A 19,506-nucleotide genomic window follows, 5' to 3' on the forward strand; every position below is an offset into this window, starting at 1 on the left:
GAAGAAGGGATACCGGCGGGTTTTGCCATTGGAAAGCGGGACCGCGGATCATCCGCGGACTGCTCGTTGATGACCTATAATGACAGGTAAGCCTTAAGGTTCCGCCTCCCAAGACAGGTAAAGGACTCATGTCCGCCATGACACGAGTCCGTCGATCACTTAATCGTCCGCGACGAAGGTCTGACGCTGAGTGCCGAGGCCATCGATCCCGAGCTCGACGACATCGCCGGCCTTGAGGAAACGCGGCGGCTTCATTCCGAGACCGACGCCGGGCGGAGTGCCGGTGGAGATGATATCGCCGGGATGCAGCGACATGAACTGGCTCAGATAGGAGACGAGATAACGGACGCCGTAGACCATCGTCCTCGATGAACCGTTCTGCATGGTTTCGCCGTTGACCTTCAGCCACATGCCGAGCTTCTGCGGATCGGCGACTTCGTCCTTCGTGACAAGCCAGGGGCCGATCGGGCCAAAAGTGTCGCAGGACTTGCCCTTCGTCCACTGGCCGGCGCGCTCGGCCTGAAAGGCCCGCTCGGACACGTCGTTCGTCAGGCAGTAGCCGGCTACGTAATCAAGCGCGTCTGCCTCGGAGACATATTTCGCGGTCTTGCCGATGACAACGCCAAGCTCGACTTCCCAATCGGTCTTTACCGAACCACGCGGGATGATCACGTCGTCGTTAGGTCCGCAGATCGCCGACGTCGCCTTCATGAAGATGATCGGCTCCGGCGGGACTGTGGCGCCGGTCTCGGCTGCATGGTCGGAATAGTTGAGGCCGATGCAGATGAACTTGCCGGTGCCGGCGACGCAGGGGCCGATGCGGGCCGGCTGCAATTCCGGCAGGCTTTCGGGATCGAGCGCGGCAATTTTCTTCAGCCCTTCCGGGGAAATCGCCGCACCGGCGATATCGGCAACATGGCCGGAGAGATCGCGGATTTTGCCCTTGCTGTCGAGAATTGCCGGCTTCTCATGGCCCGGCTCGCCAATGCGCATCAGTTTCAAGGAATCTCCTCCGGTTGTCAGACAAGCCGCTTTATGGATCAAGTCGCGCGGCTTGTCACCCTGTTTTGCGGCGCGACAACTGGTTGCCAGCGAGGCCAATCGGCCTATTCTTTCTGCCTTACCGCAAACTCAACTGTGAAAATTCAGAGGATACCATGACCAGCAGCAATACCCGCGAATCGGAATTTCCGATCGATGCCTTCTTCTTGGACCGCTGGTCGCCGCGCGCTTTCACCGACGAGACGATCACACAGGAAACGATGCTGACGATCCTCGATGCTGCACATTGGGCGCCGTCTTCCGGCAACAACCAGCCCTGGCGTTTCGTCTACGCTCTGCGCGGCACGCCTTCCTTCCCGGTCCTCGTCGATATCCTGAGCCCCGGCAACCAGCGCTGGGCGAAGAATGCCGCAGCGCTGATGATCGTGATCTCGAAGACCTACCGGATCTCGAAGGATGGGGAGCGGCGGCTCGCCTATACCCATTCCTACGACACGGGCGCCGCTTGGTTCTCGGTCATCTGCCAGGCCATGAAGCTCGGCTATCACGCCCACGGCATGGAGGGTTTCGACAAAGAGAAGGCGGGCGAGGTGCTTGGAATTCCGGAAGGGTACCGCGTGGAAGCGGCCGCGGCGATCGGCCGGATGGCAGACAGAAGCACCCTGCCCGACGATCTCGCCGAACGGGAGTTCCCGAGCAAGCGCAAGCCGGTTTCCGAAATCGCCTTCGAGGGGAAATTTACCGGAGAACCATGACGGCGGAGACGCGGCGACCAGGGAGAGCGTCGCCTTGTTTCACGTGAATCCCCTATCCACAGGAAAGATTCACGTGAAACATTTTCGGGCTGGACAATAAAAAACGGCAGACCGCAGGGGCCGCCGCTTTTTTGATTGCGACACCGGATGGGTCAGATATCGAGGTTGGCGACGTTCAGCGCGTTGTCCTGGATGAACTCGCGGCGCGGCTCCACTTCGTCGCCCATCAGGCGCGAGAAGAGGCCATCGGCATCGGTCGCATCGTTCACCTTCACCTGCAGCAGCGAGCGGACGTTCGGATCGAGCGTGGTTTCCCAGAGCTGTTCGGCGTTCATTTCGCCCAGCCCCTTGTAGCGCTGCATCGACAGGCCCTTGCGGCCCGCCGCGAAGATTGCGTCGAGAAGCGCCCGCGGGCCGGAGATTTCCTGCTCACCGTCCTTGCGGCCGAGAACCGGCGGCGTGCGATAGATGTCCTGCAGACGCGTCGTCATCTGGTCGATATGGCGGGCATCGGCCGAACCGATCAGGGCCACGTCCAGGACCGCTATCTCCCTTACACCGCGCACCATGCGCTCGAAGCGCAGGCCGCCCTCATCCGTCACATGGCCGGACCAGCCGCGTTCGGTTTCCTCGGCGATCATGTCGAGCCTGCGGGCGACCTCGTCGGCAGTCTGCCGGGCGCGCTCGCGGTTGTCGGTGAGTTCCGGGTTCAATGCACCGGCAATCGCCGCCTGTTCGATGATCGACCGATTGTAGCGTGAATGCAGGCCGTCGGTCAGCGAACGCAGCCTGAGCGCATCCTGGATGACTTCCCGCAGATCCTGGCCGGCGCGCACCTCGCCCGAGCCGAGCTTCAGCGTCGCTTCCTCCAGGCCCATGCCGATCAGATATTCCTCGAAAGCCTTTTCGTCCTTCAGGTACTGGATCGACTTGCCGCGGGTCACCTTATAGAGCGGCGGCTGGGCGATATAGATATGGCCGCGCTCGATCAACTCCGGCATCTGGCGGAAGAAAAAGGTCAGAAGCAGCGTGCGGATATGGGCGCCGTCGACATCCGCGTCCGTCATGATGATGATCTTGTGGTAGCGCAGCTTGTCGGCGTTGAACTCATCCTTGCCGATCGAGGTGCCGAGCGCGGTGATCAGCGTGCCGATCTCCTGGCTCGACAGCATCTTGTCGAAGCGGGCGCGCTCGACATTGAGAATCTTGCCGCGCAGCGGCAGGATCGCCTGATTTTCCCGCGAACGCCCCTGCTTGGCGGAACCACCAGCGGAATCGCCCTCGACGAGAAAAACCTCGGACTTGGCCGGATCGCGCTCCGAGCAGTCGGCAAGCTTGCCGGGCAGAGAGGCAATGTCGAGAACGCCCTTGCGGCGGGTGAGTTCGCGCGCCTTGCGGGCCGCCTCGCGGGCGACGGCCGCCTCGACCACCTTGCCGACGAGGATCTTGGCTTCGGTGGGATGTTCCTCGAACCAGGTGCTCAGTGCCTCGTTGACGAGGCTTTCGACCACCGGCCGGACTTCCGACGAAACGAGCTTGTCCTTGGTCTGCGACGAGAATTTCGGGTCCGGCACCTTGACCGAAAGAACCGCCGTCAGGCCCTCGCGGCAATCTTCGCCCTGCAGCGTCACCTTTTCCTTCTTGGTGATGCCGGAGCTATCCGCGTAGGACGTCACCTGACGCGTCAAGGCTCCGCGGAACCCCGCCATATGGGTGCCGCCATCCCGCTGCGGGATGTTGTTGGTGAAGCAGAGCACGTTCTCGTGGTAGCTGTCGTTCCACCACATCGCGACCTCGACGGTAATGCCGTCCTTCTCGCCCTTGATGGCGACGGGTTTGTCGACGAGTGGCTTCTTGGCGCGGTCGAGATATCGGACGAAAGCCTCGAGGCCGCCGTCATAGATCATCTCCTCTTCCTTGATATCCGGCTTGCGCTTGTCCGTGAGCCGGATTCGGACGCCCGAATTCAGGAAGGCCAGTTCACGCAGACGATGTTCGAGCGTATTGTAATCATACTCGGTCATCGTGAAGGTCCGGGGGCTTGCCAGGAAGGTGACCTCAGTGCCGGGCCGGCCCTCATATTCCCCCACGACCTTGAGCGGCGCATCGGCGACGCCATGGGTGAAGGAAATCTCGTGGACCTTGCCGTCGCGGCGGATGCGCAGCTTCAGCCAGGTGGAAAGCGCGTTCACGACCGAGACGCCGACGCCATGCAGGCCGCCGGAGACCTTGTAGGAATTCTGGTCGAACTTGCCACCCGCATGGAGCTGGGTCATGATGACCTCGGCCGCGGAAACGCCCTCCCCCGAATGGATGGCGGTGGGGATGCCTCGTCCGTTGTCGGTCACGCTGACAGAACCATCCGGATTGAGGGTAACGGTCACCAGATCCGCATGGCCGGCCAGCGCTTCGTCGATCGCGTTGTCGACGACCTCATAGACCATGTGATGCAGGCCGGAGCCATCGTCGGTGTCGCCGATATACATGCCGGGACGCTTGCGGACGGCATCGAGGCCTTTGAGAACCTTGATCGAATCGGCACCATATTCGGCACTCGCGCCATTCTCGCTGACGGGTGTATCGGTCATCAAATATCTTCCAGTTCGTTTGAGATGCCGGTTGAGCGAATCACCGGCCTTTCCACCCTGAAATATAGGGAAATCGGGGCGGTTTCTAAAGGTTGGCAGGGACGAAAGCCGTGGATGCGTGCCAGAAGTCAATCCGGGCGGGGGGTTTTCCTCAGCAGCGTGTCCATATTCTCTATCACGTCCGGCGGCAAAGTGCGAATCTGTTGCGCAAGGCGATTCGCAAAGGCCGTATAGGGCGCCGGAAGGCCCGACGTATCCAGCACGACCTTCGGATGAGAGGCCTCTGCCAGCAAAAAAAGCTCCTCCGCTTCATCCCAGATAACGTTGAAGTAGCCGGCAATCCGCTGCAGGAGCTCGAAGGTCGGTCTGCCGCGCCGACCGTGCTCCAGGGCCGAGAGGTAGGCTGGCGTCACGCCGATCGCCTCAGCAAGGTCACGCTGGGTGACACCCTTGCGCCGGCGCAGTTCGCGCAATGCCTGGCCGAAGGGCGTCATTCGCGCTCCCCTCCATAGGCCCCCCGGCCCCGCGAGAGCCGGACATACATGGCGCCTTCGCCGCCGTGATGGCGCGCCGCCCATTCATAGGACGAAATCAGGAACCGGAATTCCGCTTTCGAAAACCACAGCGGCACGGCACGGCGGAGTACCCCTTCGCTTCCCATCGAGCGGCCCTTGCCGGTGATGACGAGGACGTGGCGGAGGCCCCGCTCATGCGCCCGCAGAAGGAAATCGAGCAGCAGGTCATGCGCCTCGTCCTGAAAAAGACCGTGGAGGTCAAGACGCGCCTCGATCGGCAGGCGGCCCTTGGCAAGCTTCTTCTTCACCGGCTTTTCGAGAGGATGATGGATGTTGGATCTTCTCGATCGCGCGGCGGCGCTCTCAACAGCCTGGTTTTCCGGCACCGGCGTAGGCTTCGGCCTGACGGTCTCCTCCACGGCGAGCTTTGCCGCTTCCTCCTCTTCGAATTCGAGAATCTCCCTCATCCGGCCGGGCAGCGCGTTGGCGGTTTTCGCCACCTTGCCCCAGAGAATCCGTTCTTCCGGATCGAGTTTCCGACCGCCCTTCATTCAACAAACCTGACAGAAGCCGCCTTCGGGACGAGAATATAGAAATCCGCATCATTGCGCACCGCTCCCGCCAGTTCACCGGCTTCAAACCCCGAGCCGGTGAAGATATCGCCGCGAGCCGGGCCGACGATTGCCGAGCCGGTATCGAGCGCCAACATCAACCGCGCGAACGGCTTTCCGCCGTCCATGTGCGTTAGCGTTTCGGAGCGGATGAAGAAGGGAAAGCCGAAGGTATGGATCTGCCTGTCGACCGCGAGCGATCGTCCCGCGATCAGCGGCACCTTGGCGGCGGCTACCGGACCCAGCGACGGATCGGACACTTCCGCCTTCCGGAAGAAGATGTAGGAGCGGTTATGCCAGAGAACCTCGTCAACCTTAGCCGGATTCCGAGCCAGCCAGGCTCGAATGCTCTGCATGGAAATTTCCGCGGGATCGATTTCGCCACGATCGATCAGCAGCTTGCCGATCGGCGAGAAGGGATGGCCCGCCTTGGCGGCATAAGTGATGCGTTCGACCCTTCCGCCCGGATATTTCAACCGCGCCGCGCCCTGCACATGAGCGAAGAAGACGTCGACCTTCGATTTCGCATAAGCGATTTCCAAGCCGCGCCCCTCGAGAAAGCCGCGGTCGATCTCGCCGCGATCCGGATAGGGCACGATGCCGTCCGCCGTCCGCCGCCCGAATACATAGCCGGGATCCAATTCCGGCGGGCGGTTCGCGCCGTCCAGATCGATCAGGTCGCTGGGACGGTAATAGAAGGGATAGGCCCAGGTTTCATCACGAGTGCCGGAGACCTCGATTTCCGGCTCGTAGAAAGCCGTGACGAATCCTCGCCGGCCATCCAGGCGGGAAATCAGGAACGGAGTGCAATGGGTCTCGAAAAAAGCACGTGCGGAGGCGGCATCCGACGGGCTTTCGCCGGCCTTTTCCAGAAACCTCGCCAGATCATCGGCTGTCAGGCCCAGTGCGCCGGTGCGATAGGGTTTGACCTTGCGGATATGATCGAGGCAGGCCCGCATGCCGGCAAAGAGCGAGGTCGGATCGTCCTCTTCCCATCCGGGCAGATCTGAAAAGGATAGCGGCCGGAGCGTATAATCCGCAAAAACGCCTGTCATTGTTCGGATTCGGTGGCAACCAGCTTCCAGTTCGGATCGCGGGAGCGGATATCACGTGCGAAAGTCCAGATGTCGGTGACCTCGGCGACCGTTTCCTGATCGCCCTCGATCAGCGTGCCGGCCTTGTCGTAGGTGGCGGAGATCAACTGGCTGACGATACGGACCGTGACCTGCGCTTCGGAATCCTTGACCGCCGTATGCGTGATATCCGCCTTGTCGATTCCGACAAAAGTGGATTTCACCACTTCACCCCTGGCTTCCCGTTCAGAGATCGCGGTGTCGAAGCCATCATAAACCTCTTTGGAGAGGAGACCTTTCAACGTCTTCCGATCGCCATCCGCGAAGGCCATGACAATCATCTCATATGCCATACGGACGCCATTCAGGAAGTCGCGCGGACGAAAGGAAGGATCAACCCTCAGCAGTTCCCTGAGCGCAGTGTTGAGCGGGGTATCCGGTTTGGCGACGGCATCGATATCGGCATAACGCTGCTCATCAACCTCGGAATTGCGGCCCGGCAAGGTCACGACCTTGCTGTCGTCGCCGTTCGAATTCTTCGCAGCATCACGGGAGCTATAGGGATCGAGTGGCGGCTTCTCGTTTCCTGTCCGCCGGCCGAGCACACTGCGCAGTTGCAGGAAGATCAGAACAGCGGCGACAAGGAAAAAGAGTGTTATAAAGTCGTTAGAGCCCATCTTAACCCGCAATTGCCGTTTAAATGTTTGTTGCACCTTCTCATATAGTCCGCATCCACCAATCATTCAAATAGCGAAGACGTCAGCGCAAAATACTGCAGGACCATTAAGAACTGGGAACAACATGCGTTTCTTTCTCGTGCCGCTCTTTCTTATCGTTTGGCCTCTGGCAGAAATCGCCGGCTTTGTGCTCGTGGGGCGTGCGCTCGGCCTATGGGCGACGCTCGGCCTGGTGATCGGCACAGCGGTACTTGGCGCGTTCCTGCTCCGCAGGCAGGGCATGCATATTCTAAGAGAGATTTCCACGGAAGGCCGGGAAGGCCGGGTGCCCGGCCGGACCCTCATCGACGGCGCGATGATCGTGATTGCCGGCATCCTGCTCCTCCTGCCAGGCTTCATCACCGACATTATCGGTCTGGCGCTCTTCATCCCATTCGTGCGCGGGGGCCTCTGGTCATTGATCGGCCGCCGCATCGTGGTGGTCCGCACGTCCAGCAGCACGCGCTACCGTTACGACGGCGACCGGTCCTCCCCGGGCGGTAAGAAATCAGGCCCGGTAGTCGATCTCGACGAGCAGGATTTCCATCGCAATTCGAATCCCTCCTCGCCCTGGGCCGGACCAAAAAACGAGGAACATTGAACAGGCCAGTTGGTTTGCCGGGGATTGGCAAGCCCAACAACGTTCCCATTTAGCCTTGAAACCCTCTAACCCGAAATGTTAGAGGGCCTCAACGCTCCAACGCCTCGAGGAAATCCCATGGCAGACGAAAACAACCAGGCAGCAACGCCGTCCATCAATATCCTGGCACAATACACCAAGGATCTCTCCTTCGAGAACCCCGGCGCACCCCGATCGCTCCAGGCACGCGACAAAGCCCCGAGCATCAACATCAATGTCAATGTCAACGCCAACCCGCTTTCCGAGGTCGATTTCGACGTCGTGCTGACACTGGAGGCCAAGGCCCAGGAAGACGAGAAAGTCGTCTTCGCGACGGAACTGGTCTATGGCGGCGTTTTCCGCATCAGCGGTTTCCCGCAGGAACACATGCTGCCGCTGCTGTTCATCGAATGCCCGCGGCTGCTTTTCCCCTTCGCACGCCAGATCATCGCCGACGTGACGCGTAACGGCGGTTTCCCGCCCTTGATGATCGATCCAATCGATTTCGCGCAGATGTTCACGCAGCGCATGGCCGAAGAACAGGCCCGCGCCAAGGTGCAATCGCTGAACAGCTAAACCTGATCCGTTGCAATAAAAAAGGCCGGGTCCCTGACTCGGCCTTTTTTCATTTCACTCGACAATCTGATATTTCAGCCAAAGCGCCTTCTCCTTGAGCGTTGCGACCATGGCGCCATGGGCTTCGATCTCCGCTGCTGTGATGCGGGCGGCCAAAGTCCGTGGGCGGCCGGCAACGGTCACGACCACTTCCTCGACTTCGATTACCGTCGTCGGCCTTTCCGCATCAGACAGGCCAAGCGCTGCCTGGCGGCCACCGGTCATTTCGATATAGACTTCCGCCAGGAGCTCGGAGTCGAGAAGCGCCCCGTGTTTGGTGCGGTGCGCATTGTCTATGCCGTACCGGCGGCAGAGCGCATCAAGCGAATTCGGCCCCATCGGATGTTTGCGGCGGGCCATGGCGAGCGTATCGACGACCCGGTCCATCATGACTGGCGGAAGCCCAAGCCGGTCGAACTCCGCGTTGATGAAACCCATGTCGAAGGTGGCGTTATGGGCGATCCATTTGGCACCGTCAAAAAATTCGATGATCTGATGAGCCACGTCGGCAAAACTTGGCTTATCCTTCAGGAACTCGTCAGTAATGCCATGTACGGCAAGCGCATCCGGATGGACCTTGCGGTCGCCGGGATTGATATAAAGATGCAGCGTTCTTCCGGTCGGAAAATTATTGATGAGCTCAATGCCTCCGATCTCAATCACCCGGTCGAATTTCGTTTCGAGGCCCGTGGTTTCCGTATCGAAAATGATCTCGCGCATGTCATTGGTCCGTTTCTTTGGCGCTCACCTTTGCCGCTTTCAAAGTGGCTATGATCTCGCGCACCCTTTGTCTTGCCGCGTCCAGCCCGAAGCCGGTATCGACCAGGAAATCGGCTTTCTTCCGCTTCTCCGCGTCCGGCATCTGGCGGGAGAGAATCATCGCCAATTTTTCCTCGGTCATGCCGGGACGCGCAAGCACCCTTTCGCGCTGTATCTGTGGATCGCAGGTGACGACGACGATGACATCCACACGATCCTCTCCCTTCACTTCGAAGAGCAACGGTATGTCGAGCAGCACAAGATCAGTGCCGGCTTGTCGATGACGTTCCAGGAATTCAATTTCGCGACTCCGAACCAACGGGTGAACGATCGATTCAAGGAGCGGGAATTTTTCCGGTGCGGCTGCAAGCTGGCGCGATAGCTCCTGACGGTCGATGACGCCATCCCTGACCGTGCCCGGAAAGGCCTGACCGATCGGTTTCACCGCATCGGTGCGGTAGAGATCATGGACCACGGCATCCGAATCATTCACCGGCACGCCCTCTTCCGCGAACATTTTTGCGGTCGTGGATTTTCCCATACCGATGGAGCCGGTGAGCCCGATGACGATCATCAATGTCTTTCCATGTCGGCGATGACGAGATCGCGAAGGGCCTCGTCGACCAATGGCCGACGCCCGAACCATTTTTCAAAACCAGGCACGGCCTGATGAAGCAGCATGCCTAGGCCATCGACGATCGCAAAACCCTGGTTTTCCGCCTGAGCGAGCAAGGGGGTTTTCAGCGGGACGTAAACGATATCGGTGACGACTGCATCGTCCCTCAGCGACGAGAAATCGACTTGCGGCGCCTCGCCGCCATCCATGCCTAGGGATGTCGTGTTGACGAACAAGCCAGCACCGGACATCACCTCGCTCAGCGCTTCCAGAGAATGGGCATGCACTTTCGGACCAAAGCGATCGGCAAGCTCCTGGGCGCGTGGAACGGTGCGGTTGACCACGTGAATTTCGCCAATACCGCGATTGCGGACAGCCTGAATGACAGCACGGCTTGCGCCGCCAGCGCCGAGGATCACGGCACGGCCGATCTTATCCCAGCCGGGATGATGGTCATCGAGATTGGCCGTGAACCCATAGCCATCGGTATTCGTCGCGTTGAGGAGGCCATTTTCCATCCAGAGCGTGTTTGAGGCGCCGAGTTCCTCTGCCAAAGCATCCGGTCGATCTGCCAGTCTGAAAGCCAGTTCCTTATGTGGAATAGTGACATTGCCGCCGCGATATCCCGAACTGCCATCCTTCAAGGCCTGAATGAATGCCGGAAAGTCCTCTTCTGAGACAGCTTCGGCTTTGTAAGTACCGGTGATGTCGAACTGCTTCAGCCAATAATTGTGGATCAGCGGCGAACGTGAATGCTTTACGGGCCAGCCGGTAACGAAGGCGTTAACCAAGAGTGTTTCACGTGAATCAGCCATCGATCGCTCCAAGTTCGCGCAGCTTGTCCAGGAGCGGCAACATGGGTAAGCCCAGGATGGTAAAATAGTCTCCGTCGATCTTCGAGAAGAGCTGGATGCCTTCGCCTTCAAGTTGATAGGCGCCGACGCTGCCGAAGACCTTTTCTCCAACGCGCATCAGATATCGATCGACAAAAGCATCGCTCAATGTCCGCACGGTCAGGTCGGCATGGGCGACATGTTCCCAGACGACATCGTTATCGCGGGCAAATGCAATGGCGCTATTCAGCCGATGGGTCTTGCCGGCAAGCGACATCAGGTTCTCCTTCGCCTCCCCGAGGGATTTCGGCTTGTGATAGACCCGGTTGCCGAGAGACATGGTCTGGTCTGATCCAATCACCAGCGCACCGGGGAAATGCTGACTCACATCCAGCGCCTTGGCCTTGGCGAGCGCCAGCGCCACCTGATCAGGGGATGCCCCTTCCAGGCCTGCTTCCATCTCCCGTTCATCGATTTCGGCGGCACGACTTTCAAATGTCAGGCCAGCATTTTCCATCAGCATCCGGCGAAAGGGGCTGGCGGAGGCAAGCACAAGGGGAACTGTCACGAGGAATCTCCCAGAAGCGGCTGGCGTTTCCGCTTAACGCAGCTTCGGGCGCAGCGCAACGATTGCGGCTGCCGTCTCCTCGATCGACCGACGCGTCACGTCTATGACTGGCCAATTGTGCCTGGCGCACAGAGCGCGGGCATATTTCAGCTCCTCGTTGATCGTTGCACGGTCGGTATAATGCCGGTGATCGAAGCCATGTGTCGCCCCAAGCTCCCGGTTTTCGCGGACCTGGCTGATGCGATCCGTTGTCGCGACGAGGCCGACGATGAGTGGATGAGTAGCTCGATAAAGGCTTTCCGGCAGGTCGGCACCAGGTACGATCGGGATATTGGCTGTCTTGATACCCCGGTTGGCAAGATAGATGCTGGTCGGTGTCTTTGACGTGCGGCTGATACCGATCAGCACGACATCCGCCTCGTCATAGTCCTCCGGCATCTGCCCGTCGTCATGATCCATGGTGAAGTTGAGCGCTTCGATGCGCTTGAAATAGTCGGCATTCAGGGCGTGTTGCGCGCCCACCCGCCGGCGGGACGGTGCGCCGAGATAGGCTTGAAACGTGGCCATGATCGGCTCAAGAACATTCACGCTTGGCAGACCCATTTCACGGCAGCGCTGGTCGATGAATCCCGCCAGTTCCTGATCGACAATCGTGTAAAGGACGATGCCCGGTTCCCGATCGATGTCTTCCAACACCGCCAAAAGCTGCTTGCGGTTCCGGATCAGTGGATAGACATGCTCGATCGCAAACGACGACTGGAATTGAACCGAAGCAGCCCTGCCAGCGGAGATAAGAGTCTCGCCCGTCGAGTCAGATATCAGATGCAGATGGAAGAAGTTTTTTCTGTTCTCCACGCTAATCTTTACCCTTTGTTGACAACTCGGGAGAGACGATCCGCATCTGCCTGCCGGTCGCCCGTCGCTTGGAAAACTGCCTCGTTTTCCACATCTGCAGGTTTCGTGGACGCCAATCAAGCGAACTTGTGGGCTTTGGGGATAAAGACCTCCAAGCGGCTTTCCATCCCCAGTTTATCCACAGATGGCAACGAGGCCACACCGCGCCTATCCTTCTGGAATCTCGTCAAAAAATTGATTTCTCCCTTGAATTACAAGATTTCTCGCAGGTTCTGTTCCATCCTGATGGCGAGAGTGGCGGATCGCCGCGTCGGCTGTGATTTGACTTTAATCCTTGCTACCCACCGACTCTAAGAAATAGAAAACAAAATTAAATTCTTTTCTTTGATTTAGGGAGAACCCATTGACCGGCGAAACCCGTAAGATCGTCGCGGTGCTTGAAGGCAGGACGGTCAAGCCGCCACCGATCTGGCTGATGAGGCAGGCAGGACGCTATCTTCCGGAATACAGGGAAACGCGGTCGAAGGCCGGAAGCTTTCTCGATCTCTGTTACACCCCGGACCTAGCTGTCGAAGTGACCTTGCAGCCGATCCGGCGCTATGGCTTTGATGCGGCGATCCTCTTTTCCGACATCCTGGTTATTCCGGATGCTCTGAAGCGAAATGTTCGTTTCGTGCAGGGAGAAGGTCCACAGATGGACCCGATCGACGTTTCCGCCATCGAAAGATTGAAGAGCGACGGCGTTCTCGACCACCTGGCACCGGTGATCGAGACGGTGCGTCGATTGAGAAAGGAACTGCCGGAAGAAACCGCCCTGCTCGGCTTTTGCGGCGCGCCCTGGACGGTGGCTACCTATATGATCGCCGGCCACGGCACCCCGGACCAGGCTCCCGCCCGGCTGTTTGCCTACCGGTACCCGGAAGCTTTCGAAAAACTTCTCTCTTTCCTGGCCGAGGTATCGGCGGAATATTTGATCGCCCAGATCGATGCGGGTGTGGACGCTGTGCAGATTTTCGATTCCTGGGCGGGGGTTCTCGGAGAGCGAGAGTTCCAAGCTTACGCTGCAGGGCCGGTTGCGCGTATGATCGAGATCGTTCGCAAGGAACGCCCGCAAGCCAAGATCATAGCCTTTGCCAAAGGTGCTGGTTTCAACCTGAAGACCTATCGTCAGAGGACTAAGGCGGATGCGATCGGTCTCGACTGGTCGGTGCCGCTTTCTTTCGCAGCCGAGCTGCAGAAAGACGGGCCGATCCAGGGCAATCTCGATCCGATGCGGGTGGTCGCCGGCGGAAAATCGCTGGAGGAAGGTATCGATGCGATTCTGGACAAACTCGGAAACGGACCGCTGATCTTCAATCTCGGGCACGGCATCACACCAGAGGCCAATCCCGATCATGTGACGGCGCTGATGAGGCGCGTACGGGGAGCAAGGGCATGAATGCGTCCGAGCTGCAGAGCGGCCGGGCGGCCGGGCGGCGATCGGCAGTTCGCGCATTCGTCGCGCTTGTCGTCTTCATCGCGATCCTGGCTGCGGTCTACCTGGTGCGGCCGGATGATTTTGTCCTCTATATCAAGGCTTTCCATGTGATCGCAGTGATCTCCTGGATGGCCGGCCTTCTCTATATGCCGCGGCTTTTCATCTATCACAGCGATGCGGAACCGGGCTCAGCCCATTCGGAAACATTCAAGATGATGGAACAGCGGCTCCTGAAGATCATCATGAACCCGGCGATGATGATCACATGGGTTCTGGGCCTTTTCCTGGCCTGGGATGTTTATGGATTCCGCGGCGGTTGGCTGCATGCGAAGATCGGGCTGGTGATCCTTCTTACCCTCGTGCATGTGCTGTTTGGTCGCGCCGTCCGGAATTTCGCGGTCGACGGTCACCGTAAATCACCGCGCTATTGGCGGATGATGAACGAATTGCCAACAGTGCTGATGATCGGAATTGTCATCCTCGTGATCGTAAAACCGTTTTGATGTTCTTTTTCTCAGCAAGAATTTCTGCTTGCCCCTTGCGGCATTCCACGCGAGTCGCTATTTTCGCCCCATCTCATCTCGTGGCATGCGTGTAATTTCCCATCGTCCCTGGATCATCTTCCGCGGGAGCGAAGTTCACCGACACGCCTATATTCTCCCTAAAATTCTCACACTACGGTCCCCTCTTCATGGCTGAAATGAAGCTTCAAGAACTCAAGAGCAAATCTCCTACCGATTTGCTGACCTTTGCCGAATCCCTGGAGGTCGAGAACGCCAGCACGATGCGCAAGCAGGAGCTGATGTTCGCGATCCTCAAAGTTCTGGCGAGCCAGGACATCGAGATCATCGGCGAAGGTGTAGTCGAGGTCTTGCAGGACGGATTCGGCTTCCTGCGTTCGGCGAACGCCAATTATCTGCCTGGCCCGGACGATATCTATATCTCTCCCTCGCAGATCCGACGGTTTTCTTTGAAGACCGGCGATACGGTCGAAGGTCCGATCCGCGGGCCGAAGGAAGGCGAGCGTTATTTCGCGCTCCTGAAGGTCAATACAATCAACTTTGATGATCCGGAAAAGATCCGGCACAAGGTACATTTTGACAATCTGACCCCGCTTTATCCGAATGAGCGGTTCAAGATGGAACTCGATGTTCCAACCTCGAAGGACCTCTCGGCTCGCGTCATCGATCTTGTTGCGCCGCTTGGTAAAGGCCAACGTGGCCTTATTGTCGCGCCACCGCGTACGGGTAAGACAGTCCTTCTGCAGAATATTGCCCATTCCATCACGGCGAATCACCCGGAATGCTACCTCATCGTTCTCCTGATCGATGAACGCCCGGAGGAAGTGACCGACATGCAGCGCTCCGTGCGCGGCGAGGTGGTTTCCTCCACTTTCGACGAGCCGGCCGTTCGTCACGTACAGGTCGCCGAGATGGTGATCGAGAAAGCCAAACGCCTTGTCGAGCACGGCCGCGACGTTGTCATCCTGCTCGATTCGATCACCCGCCTCGGCCGTGCCTACAACACGGTCGTGCCGTCGTCCGGTAAGGTTCTGACGGGCGGCGTGGACGCCAACGCGCTACAGCGGCCGAAGCGGTTCTTCGGCGCCGCCCGTAACATCGAGGAAGGCGGTTCGCTGACCATCATCGCCACGGCGCTTATCGACACCGGCAGCCGCATGGACGAAGTCATCTTCGAAGAGTTCAAGGGCACCGGCAACTCGGAAATCGTGCTCGACCGCAAGGTCGCCGACAAGCGCATATTCCCGGCCATGGACATTCTGAAATCCGGTACGCGCAAGGAGGATCTGCTTGTGCCGCGCCAGGACCTCCAGAAGATTTTCGTGCTTCGCCGTATCCTTGCGCCAATGGGTACGACCGATGCCATCGAGTTCCTGATCGACAAGCTGAAGCAGACCAAGAACAATGGCGACTTCTTCGACTCGATGAACACTTGATCCTTAGCCGGATTCCCGAATTCTCAAAGCGCCCGGTTGAAACCGGGCGCTTTGAGTTTCTGGACCTGTTTGATAAAGCATCCGGATGAACCGAACCGAGGACACGATCTTTGCACTCTCCAGCGGCACCCTGCCGGCGGGCGTCGCGGTTGTGCGGTTGAGCGGTCCCAAGGCGTTCGATGCCGCGACGGCTCTGGCAGGCGATCTCCCGATTGCACGGAAGGCCGGCCTCAGAGCGATTCGGAGCCGCAACGGATCGGTTATCGACCAGGCGCTGCTTGTCTGTTTTCCGGGACCGGCTTCCTTTACCGGCGAGGATTGTGTGGAACTCCATCTGCATGGGAGCCGTGCGGTGGTATCCGCTGTCTACGAAGAGCTTTCAGCCCTTCCGAGCCTCCGTTTTGCCGAGGCCGGCGAGTTCTCACGCCGCGCGTTTGAGAATGGTAAGCTCGATTTGGTCGAGGTCGAGGGTCTCGCGGACCTCATCTCTGCTGAAACGGAGATGCAGCGGCGGCTTGCCGTCGAGCAGAGTTTTGGCGGCCAGTCCGTCCTCTATCGGAGCTGGGCGGATCGCCTGACGCGCGCACGTGCAATGATAGAGGCGGAGCTGGACTTTGCCGACGAGGATGATGTCCCGGGCTCGGTATCCGATCGTGTGTGGTTAGATATGGGCGATCTCTACGCCGAGATCGAGCAGCATCTTGGGTCCGCGAAGGCAGGTGAAATCGTCCGCGATGGATACAAAGTGGTGATCGCCGGGCCACCTAATGCAGGAAAATCAAGTCTACTCAATGCCTTAGCGAAACGAGACGTCGCGATTGTCACGGAAATTGCAGGGACGACAAGAGATATCCTCCATGTAGATATCGATCTGGAAGGCTATCTAGTCCGCTTCTTCGATACGGCTGGTCTTCGCGAGACAGGAGATCTTGTTGAACAGGAAGGCGTGCGGAGGGCGCGGATCGCAATCGAACAGGCAGACATGATCCTTGAGCTGGAGGAAATCGATTCGGTTTCGAAACATGACGCGAAACTACCCTCAACAAATCTGCTTCGGCTGGGTACAAAGCTCGACAAGCATGGCGTTTCGCCGAATTACGACCTTTGCATCTCCAGCAGGACGGGTGAAGGCTTGGAGCAATTGCGCGGGCGTATTCTGGAGGAGTTGCGCAAGGTTTGGACGGGTTCACTCGTTCCCAATCGACAACGGCAGGTCCAGTATTTGAAAGAGGCTTCCCAATCGGTCGCAGAAGCGCTAAATGGCCGGGAACTGGACATTCGAGCTGAAAGCCTTCGGGCGGCTGCATCGTCGCTCGGCAGGATCACCGGCCATGTGGATGTCGAACAGCTTCTGGATGTCATTTTTTCGCAATTCTGTATTGGCAAATGATTCACGTGAAACGTAGCGGCGACGCGGTTTCATGGAGAGATGAAAATGGACACGGTTTTCGACGTGATTGTGATCGGGGGCGGGCATGCGGGCTGTGAGGCGGCCAGTGCCGCCGCTCGCATGGGTGCGAGAACCGCGCTGATCACCCACAAAAAAGAGACGATCGGTGTCATGTCCTGCAATCCCGCTATCGGCGGTCTCGGCAAAGGGCATCTGGTCCGTGAAGTGGATGCCTTGGATGGGTTGATGGGACGGGTTGCTGACGAGGCGGGGATTCAGTTTCGGCTTCTCAACAGGAAGAAGGGACCTGCGGTCCGAGGGCCAAGGACGCAAGCGGACCGGAAACTCTATCGCCTGGCAATGCAGCGCGAGCTTTTCAGCCACCCGAATCTGACCGTGATCGAAGGGGATGCGTTTGACATCGATATTCAGAACGGTCGCGTCGCCGCGGTCGAGCTGAAGGATGGGCGTCGATTCGGATGCGGAACGGTTGTGCTGACGACTGGCACCTTTCTTCGCGGCTTGATTCACATCGGCGACCGAAAAACACCGGCAGGTCGTGTTGGGGAAGAACCCTCGCTTGGTTTGTCGGCCACCTTGTCTCGCCTCGGCCTCAAGCTTGGACGGTTAAAGACCGGTACGCCGGCACGGCTGGATGGAAGAACGATAAACTGGGCCGGCATTGGGCGGCAGGAAGCGGACGAGAATCCGGTTCCGTTTTCCTTCATGACGGATGGGATCATGACCCCGCAGATAGCATGTGGGGTTACGCGCACGACGGATGCGACCCATAAGATCATCTCGGACAATATCCATCGGTCGGCCATGTATTCCGGCCAGATCGAGGGCGTCGGGCCGCGCTATTGCCCATCCATTGAAGATAAGATCGTTCGGTTTGGCGAGCGGGACGGCCACCAGGTCTTTCTAGAGCCGGAGGGCCTGGATGATTGGACGGTTTATCCGAACGGTATCTCCACCTCGCTGCCGGCGGAAGTACAGGAGGCCTTCATACGAACCATTCCCGGACTGGAGAAGGTCTCTATTCTACAACCCGGTTATGCGATCGAATATGATCATGTGGATCCGCGGGAACTGAAGGCTTCTCTGGAAGTGAAAATGATGCCGGGGCTTTTCCTCGCGGGCCAGATCAACGGCACGACAGGGTATGAGGAGGCCGCAGCCCAAGGCCTTGTTGCCGGCCTTAATGCAGCCCGTTCAGCGGCCGGGGGCGAGCCTCATCATTTCAGCCGCGCAGACTCCTATATCGGCGTCATGATCGATGACCTGACATCGCGTGGCGTGACCGAGCCCTACCGCATGTTTACGTCGCGGGCTGAATATCGCCTTTCGCTTCGTGCGGACAATGCCGATGTCAGGCTTACGGAAAAGGGCATTGAACTGGGATGCGTCGGCATTGCGCGCAAGAAGAAATTCAGAGCCTATCAAGAGTTGCTGGATAGTGGGCGTCAACTGCTCCGCTCCTTGAACCTGACACCTAAGGAAGCCAGCCAACATGGTTTGAGGATGAACCAGGATGGGCAGCGCCGGACGGCTTATGAGATCCTCGCCTATCCGGATCAGTCGCTCCGGTCACTTGCCGCCATCTGGTCCGAACTTGGCGAGCTTTCACCTAAGGTTGGTGAAGCCTTGGAGATCGAAGCTTCCTATGCTGTTTATATGAACCGGCAGGCAGCCGACATTCACGCCACGCACCGGGACGAAGCACGTATTATCCCTCAAGACTTTGATTTTTCAGCACTTCCTGGCCTTTCCAACGAGCTGAAACAGAAACTGGCGGTCGCTAATCCCGTCAATTTGGCGCAGGCTTCGAAAGTCGATGGCATGACGCCAGCGGCTCTTGCCCTCATCCTGGCGCTTCTCCGTCGGGAAGAAGCAGCAGCCAATCGCGTTAAACGAGTCTCCTGATGCTGTTGAACGGCAGGAGTGTTTCACGTGAAACGCAGGAAAGGCTGGAGCATTTTGCTCTGCTTTTCCAAAAATGGGCGAAGACGATCAATCTCGTAGCCCCCTCGACTCTGGATGAGTTCTGGAACCGCCATATTTCCGATAGCGCACAGATCTTCCAGCTCTCACCGGAGCCCCTCCGGTGGATCGACCTGGGATCGGGTGGGGGATTCCCGGGGATTGTTACAGCAATATTTTTGGCCGAGCTGCAGGATGGCTGGGTTCATCTTGTGGAAAGCAACCAAAAGAAGGCTGCCTTTCTTCGGGTTGCCTTGGCAGAAACGCATGCGCGTGGATCAGTCCACCCTGTGCGAATAGAAACGGCTCCGCGAATCATTCCGGAATGCGATCGAATCTCCGCACGGGCCCTGGCGGAGCTCGATCTCCTTCTTTCATATTCCGCCGATTGGATGATTGGGAAGAAAGCAAGGGCTTTTTTTCATAAAGGCCGGGATTATGCGGCGGAAGTCGCGAAAGCACGTGGTCGTTGGGCTTTCGATCTGGTAGAACATCGAAGTGTCGTCGAGGCGGACTCCATGATCCTCGAGATTGCCAACTTAAGGCGCAACGAACCCTAGATTTCAGGTGCGGC

Annotated in this window: 20 protein-coding genes; 9 read left to right on the forward strand and 11 right to left on the reverse strand. The window is 58.5% G+C overall.

The genetic code is table 11. The features are described from left to right. Positions 1-159: 159 nt before the first annotated feature. The gene (locus JL39_RS18655; protein ID WP_037153984.1) at positions 160-1,002 is read right to left on the reverse strand and encodes a fumarylacetoacetate hydrolase family protein; all 843 of its coding nucleotides are present in this window, start codon (positions 1,000-1,002) and stop codon (positions 160-162) included. A 155-nt stretch (positions 1,003-1,157) separates the two neighbouring features. On the opposite strand from JL39_RS18655, the gene JL39_RS18660 reads away from it, so the two are divergent. Then, positions 1,158-1,757, forward strand: a complete 600-nt coding sequence (locus tag JL39_RS18660; protein WP_037153986.1) for a nitroreductase family protein — start codon at positions 1,158-1,160, stop codon at positions 1,755-1,757. A 152-nt stretch (positions 1,758-1,909) separates the two neighbouring features. Here JL39_RS18660 and gyrB read toward each other — a convergent pair whose 3' ends face one another. The 5 genes from gyrB to JL39_RS18685 all read right to left on the reverse strand — a co-directional run bounded on the left by gyrB (position 1,910) and on the right by JL39_RS18685 (position 7,221). Beyond that, entirely contained in the window at positions 1,910-4,345 is a 2,436-nt protein-coding gene (gene gyrB, locus JL39_RS18665; protein ID WP_037153989.1) for a DNA topoisomerase (ATP-hydrolyzing) subunit B, read from the reverse strand. Between the two features lie 128 nt (positions 4,346-4,473). Then, complete coding sequence (locus JL39_RS18670; protein ID WP_037153992.1) at positions 4,474-4,839, reverse strand: helix-turn-helix transcriptional regulator; 366 nt, start codon at positions 4,837-4,839, stop codon at positions 4,474-4,476. Next, positions 4,836-5,411 carry a Smr/MutS family protein gene (locus tag JL39_RS18675; protein WP_037153994.1) on the reverse strand — a complete coding sequence of 192 codons (576 nt, stop codon included), beginning with the start codon at positions 5,409-5,411 and terminating at the stop codon, positions 4,836-4,838. Before JL39_RS18675 ends, JL39_RS18670 begins: the two co-directional genes overlap by 4 nt. After that, entirely contained in the window at positions 5,408-6,526 is a 1,119-nt protein-coding gene (locus JL39_RS18680) for a murein transglycosylase A (RefSeq protein WP_037153997.1), read from the reverse strand. Before JL39_RS18680 ends, JL39_RS18675 begins: the two co-directional genes overlap by 4 nt. Beyond that, the gene (locus JL39_RS18685) at positions 6,523-7,221 is read right to left on the reverse strand and encodes a Tim44/TimA family putative adaptor protein (protein WP_037154000.1); all 699 of its coding nucleotides are present in this window, start codon (positions 7,219-7,221) and stop codon (positions 6,523-6,525) included. The genes JL39_RS18680 and JL39_RS18685 overlap by 4 nt, the downstream gene beginning before the upstream one ends. Positions 7,222-7,345: 124 nt before the next feature. Here JL39_RS18685 and JL39_RS18690 point away from each other — a divergent pair, with 124 nt between their 5' ends. Continuing rightward, on the forward strand, positions 7,346-7,861 hold the full coding sequence (locus JL39_RS18690) for an FxsA family protein (RefSeq protein WP_037154003.1): 516 nt from the start codon (positions 7,346-7,348) through the stop codon (positions 7,859-7,861). 117 nt (positions 7,862-7,978) lie between these two features. Beyond that, complete coding sequence (gene secB / locus JL39_RS18695) at positions 7,979-8,455, forward strand: protein-export chaperone SecB (protein WP_037154006.1); 477 nt, start codon at positions 7,979-7,981, stop codon at positions 8,453-8,455. A gap of 54 nt (positions 8,456-8,509) precedes the next feature. Here the strand turns inward: secB and dnaQ are convergent, their stop codons facing one another. Genes dnaQ through JL39_RS18720 form a run of 5 tightly spaced genes read right to left on the reverse strand, consistent with a single transcriptional unit; the run spans position 8,510 to position 12,125 of the window. Then, positions 8,510-9,214 (reverse strand): DNA polymerase III subunit epsilon, encoded by a 705-nt coding sequence (gene dnaQ, locus JL39_RS18700; RefSeq protein WP_037154009.1) that lies wholly within the window; start codon positions 9,212-9,214, stop codon positions 8,510-8,512. A 1-nt stretch (position 9,215) separates the two neighbouring features. Then, complete coding sequence (gene coaE / locus JL39_RS18705; protein WP_037154011.1) at positions 9,216-9,827, reverse strand: dephospho-CoA kinase; 612 nt, start codon at positions 9,825-9,827, stop codon at positions 9,216-9,218. Beyond that, complete coding sequence (locus JL39_RS18710; protein WP_037154014.1) at positions 9,827-10,684, reverse strand: shikimate dehydrogenase; 858 nt, start codon at positions 10,682-10,684, stop codon at positions 9,827-9,829. Before JL39_RS18710 ends, coaE begins: the two co-directional genes overlap by 1 nt. Then, entirely contained in the window at positions 10,677-11,270 is a 594-nt protein-coding gene (locus JL39_RS18715) for a Maf-like protein (RefSeq protein WP_037154017.1), read from the reverse strand. The genes JL39_RS18710 and JL39_RS18715 overlap by 8 nt, the downstream gene beginning before the upstream one ends. A gap of 33 nt (positions 11,271-11,303) precedes the next feature. Beyond that, the gene (locus tag JL39_RS18720; RefSeq protein WP_037154019.1) at positions 11,304-12,125 is read right to left on the reverse strand and encodes a pyruvate, water dikinase regulatory protein; all 822 of its coding nucleotides are present in this window, start codon (positions 12,123-12,125) and stop codon (positions 11,304-11,306) included. Between the two features lie 403 nt (positions 12,126-12,528). Here JL39_RS18720 and hemE point away from each other — a divergent pair, with 403 nt between their 5' ends. The 6 genes from hemE to rsmG all read left to right on the forward strand — a co-directional run bounded on the left by hemE (position 12,529) and on the right by rsmG (position 19,492). After that, on the forward strand, positions 12,529-13,563 hold the full coding sequence (gene hemE / locus JL39_RS18725) for a uroporphyrinogen decarboxylase (protein WP_037154022.1): 1,035 nt from the start codon (positions 12,529-12,531) through the stop codon (positions 13,561-13,563). Next, on the forward strand, positions 13,560-14,105 hold the full coding sequence (hemJ, locus tag JL39_RS18730; protein WP_037154025.1) for a protoporphyrinogen oxidase HemJ: 546 nt from the start codon (positions 13,560-13,562) through the stop codon (positions 14,103-14,105). Before hemE ends, hemJ begins: the two co-directional genes overlap by 4 nt. 188 nt (positions 14,106-14,293) lie before the next feature. Further along, complete coding sequence (gene rho / locus JL39_RS18735; RefSeq protein WP_152601182.1) at positions 14,294-15,559, forward strand: transcription termination factor Rho; 1,266 nt, start codon at positions 14,294-14,296, stop codon at positions 15,557-15,559. 85 nt (positions 15,560-15,644) lie between these two features. After that, positions 15,645-16,949: a tRNA uridine-5-carboxymethylaminomethyl(34) synthesis GTPase MnmE gene (gene mnmE, locus JL39_RS18740; RefSeq protein WP_152601183.1), complete on the forward strand. Its 1,305-nt coding sequence runs from the start codon at positions 15,645-15,647 to the stop codon at positions 16,947-16,949. 45 nt (positions 16,950-16,994) lie between these two features. Further along, entirely contained in the window at positions 16,995-18,875 is a 1,881-nt protein-coding gene (gene mnmG / locus JL39_RS18745) for a tRNA uridine-5-carboxymethylaminomethyl(34) synthesis enzyme MnmG (protein ID WP_037154034.1), read from the forward strand. After that, positions 18,875-19,492 carry a 16S rRNA (guanine(527)-N(7))-methyltransferase RsmG gene (gene rsmG / locus JL39_RS18750; protein ID WP_037154037.1) on the forward strand — a complete coding sequence of 206 codons (618 nt, stop codon included), beginning with the start codon at positions 18,875-18,877 and terminating at the stop codon, positions 19,490-19,492. The genes mnmG and rsmG overlap by 1 nt, the downstream gene beginning before the upstream one ends. Positions 19,493-19,506 lie beyond the last annotated feature (14 nt).

The organism is Rhizobium sp. YS-1r (genome assembly GCF_000757525.1).
GTDB lineage: Bacteria > Pseudomonadota > Alphaproteobacteria > Rhizobiales > Rhizobiaceae > Neorhizobium > Neorhizobium petrolearium.

Bases quoted from the DNA above. Each gene is read 5' to 3' on its own strand.
- hemJ (WP_037154025.1), top strand. From the start codon at position 13,560: ATGAATGCGTCCGAGCTGCAGAGCGGCCGGGCGGCCGGGCGGCGATCG.
- dnaQ (WP_037154009.1), bottom strand. From the start codon at position 9,214: ATGCGCGAGATCATTTTCGATACGGAAACCACGGGCCTCGAAACGAAA.
- JL39_RS18690 (WP_037154003.1), top strand. From the start codon at position 7,346: ATGCGTTTCTTTCTCGTGCCGCTCTTTCTTATCGTTTGGCCTCTGGCA.
- rsmG (WP_037154037.1), top strand. From the start codon at position 18,875: ATGCTGTTGAACGGCAGGAGTGTTTCACGTGAAACGCAGGAAAGGCTG.
- JL39_RS18680 (WP_037153997.1), bottom strand. From the start codon at position 6,526: ATGACAGGCGTTTTTGCGGATTATACGCTCCGGCCGCTATCCTTTTCA.
- rho (WP_152601182.1), top strand. From the start codon at position 14,294: ATGGCTGAAATGAAGCTTCAAGAACTCAAGAGCAAATCTCCTACCGAT.
- JL39_RS18685 (WP_037154000.1), bottom strand. From the start codon at position 7,221: ATGGGCTCTAACGACTTTATAACACTCTTTTTCCTTGTCGCCGCTGTT.
- JL39_RS18675 (WP_037153994.1), bottom strand. From the start codon at position 5,411: ATGAAGGGCGGTCGGAAACTCGATCCGGAAGAACGGATTCTCTGGGGC.
- secB (WP_037154006.1), top strand. From the start codon at position 7,979: ATGGCAGACGAAAACAACCAGGCAGCAACGCCGTCCATCAATATCCTG.
- mnmG (WP_037154034.1), top strand. From the start codon at position 16,995: ATGGACACGGTTTTCGACGTGATTGTGATCGGGGGCGGGCATGCGGGC.
- coaE (WP_037154011.1), bottom strand. From the start codon at position 9,827: ATGATCGTCATCGGGCTCACCGGCTCCATCGGTATGGGAAAATCCACG.
- JL39_RS18660 (WP_037153986.1), top strand. From the start codon at position 1,158: ATGACCAGCAGCAATACCCGCGAATCGGAATTTCCGATCGATGCCTTC.
- JL39_RS18710 (WP_037154014.1), bottom strand. From the start codon at position 10,684: ATGGCTGATTCACGTGAAACACTCTTGGTTAACGCCTTCGTTACCGGC.
- JL39_RS18670 (WP_037153992.1), bottom strand. From the start codon at position 4,839: ATGACGCCCTTCGGCCAGGCATTGCGCGAACTGCGCCGGCGCAAGGGT.
- mnmE (WP_152601183.1), top strand. From the start codon at position 15,645: ATGAACCGAACCGAGGACACGATCTTTGCACTCTCCAGCGGCACCCTG.
- gyrB (WP_037153989.1), bottom strand. From the start codon at position 4,345: ATGACCGATACACCCGTCAGCGAGAATGGCGCGAGTGCCGAATATGGT.